1 protein-coding gene is annotated in these 1,436 nt (G+C 69.2%); it reads right to left on the reverse strand.

The genetic code is table 11. The annotated features are described in order from the left end of the window. Positions 1–138: 138 nt before the first annotated feature. Positions 139–1,398 (reverse strand): IS701 family transposase, encoded by a 1,260-nt coding sequence (locus ACFP3R_RS37500; RefSeq protein WP_380643794.1) that lies wholly within the window; start codon positions 1,396–1,398, stop codon positions 139–141. Positions 1,399–1,436: the final 38 nt, after the last annotated feature.

Below are 1,436 nucleotides of genomic sequence, written 5' to 3' on the forward strand. Positions count from 1 at the left end.
TAGTAGGGCTTTGTTAGGTGGTGTTGACCTGCGGTTTTGTGGGTGGTGTTGTGGCCTGGACGGGTCGTCGGCAGGTGTGGCAGACACCGGTCCAGGCCGCGAGTAAGACCTGGAGTTCGCGCAGGACGGCGTAGAGGGTCAGTCCCGCGCATGGACTTTTGGGGTGCGGCGCAGCTGCGTGCAGACGGCCTGGGCGACGGAGGCGAGGGTGACGTGGCGGTGCCAGCCGAGCCAGGAGCGGCCCTCGAAGTGGTCCAGGCCGAGTCCGTCTTTGAGTTCGCGGTAGTCGTGCTCGATGCGCCAGCGGATCTTGGCGATCTTGACCATGTCCCGTAGGCGGATGCCGGTGGGCAGGGTGGAGAGCCAATAGTCGGTGGGTTCGGGTTCGCCGGTGGGCCATTCGGCCAGCAGCCAGCATTCGGGCAGGCTGCCGTCGGGGTGGCGGGGGATGTTGCGGTTGGCCGGGCGCACCCGCAGCGCCAGGAAACGCGAGCGCATGGTCGCGGTCGGGTTGCCGGCGGTTTTGCGGGAGCCGTGGCGCCAGACCACGAACCGCCCGGCCGAACGCCCGGCCTCGGTGATCAGGGCCTTGGCGGTGACGGGCTTGTCCGGATAGGTCGGCTTGACCGGTGGGCGACCGGTGCCGGAGTAGACCGGTGGAACCGGGACCGACGTGGCGGGATGCAGGCTGGTGGAGGCCGAGACCGCCACCGCGTAGGTCAGGCCGCGGTCGGTCAGGCATTGGCGGAAGGCGGTGTTGTCGCCGTAGGCGGAGTCGGCCACCACCGGCCGCCGCGGCATGCCCCAGTCGAGAAGCTCGTCGATCATGTCCAGGGCCAGGCGCCACTTCTCCCGGTGTTGCACATCGTCGGGGATCGCGCAGCGGGCCCGCTTCCGGGCGATCTCCGATGCGGCTTGGTCGTCGTCGGTTTTGTGGTCGTCCCAGGACTCGGGCAGGAACAACCGCCAGTCCACCGCCGCGGAGGTCCAGTCGGTGACCGCGTGCACGCTGACCCCGACCTGGCAGTTCGCGCGCTTGCCCAACGCCCCGCAGTACATCCGCGCCACCCCCGGCGACGAGATCCCGTCCTTGGGGAAGCCGGTGTCGTCCACGGCCAACGCGTCCGGATCGACGAACCCCGCCGCCCACACCGCCAACCGCCGCCGCACCTCGACGTGATCCCACGTCGAGGCCGTGACGAACTGCTGCAACTGCTGATGGTCCACACCAAGGCGCTCGGCCATGGGCTGCATCGACTTGCGTTTGCCGTCGAGCAACAGCCCACGAAGATACAGCTCGCCCTTGCCCCCCTGGTCACGCCGGGCGAACCCGCCGAAGACCTCTGCGGCGAACCCCTCGATCACCGGCCGAACCCCGGCCATCTCCTCCGGCGTCACTCCGCAAGAAGACCACACCGCCACCGGACGCTCTCGAC

The organism is Saccharothrix lopnurensis (assembly GCF_042658445.1).
GTDB classification, from domain to species: domain Bacteria; phylum Actinomycetota; class Actinomycetes; order Mycobacteriales; family Pseudonocardiaceae; genus Actinosynnema; species Actinosynnema lopnurensis.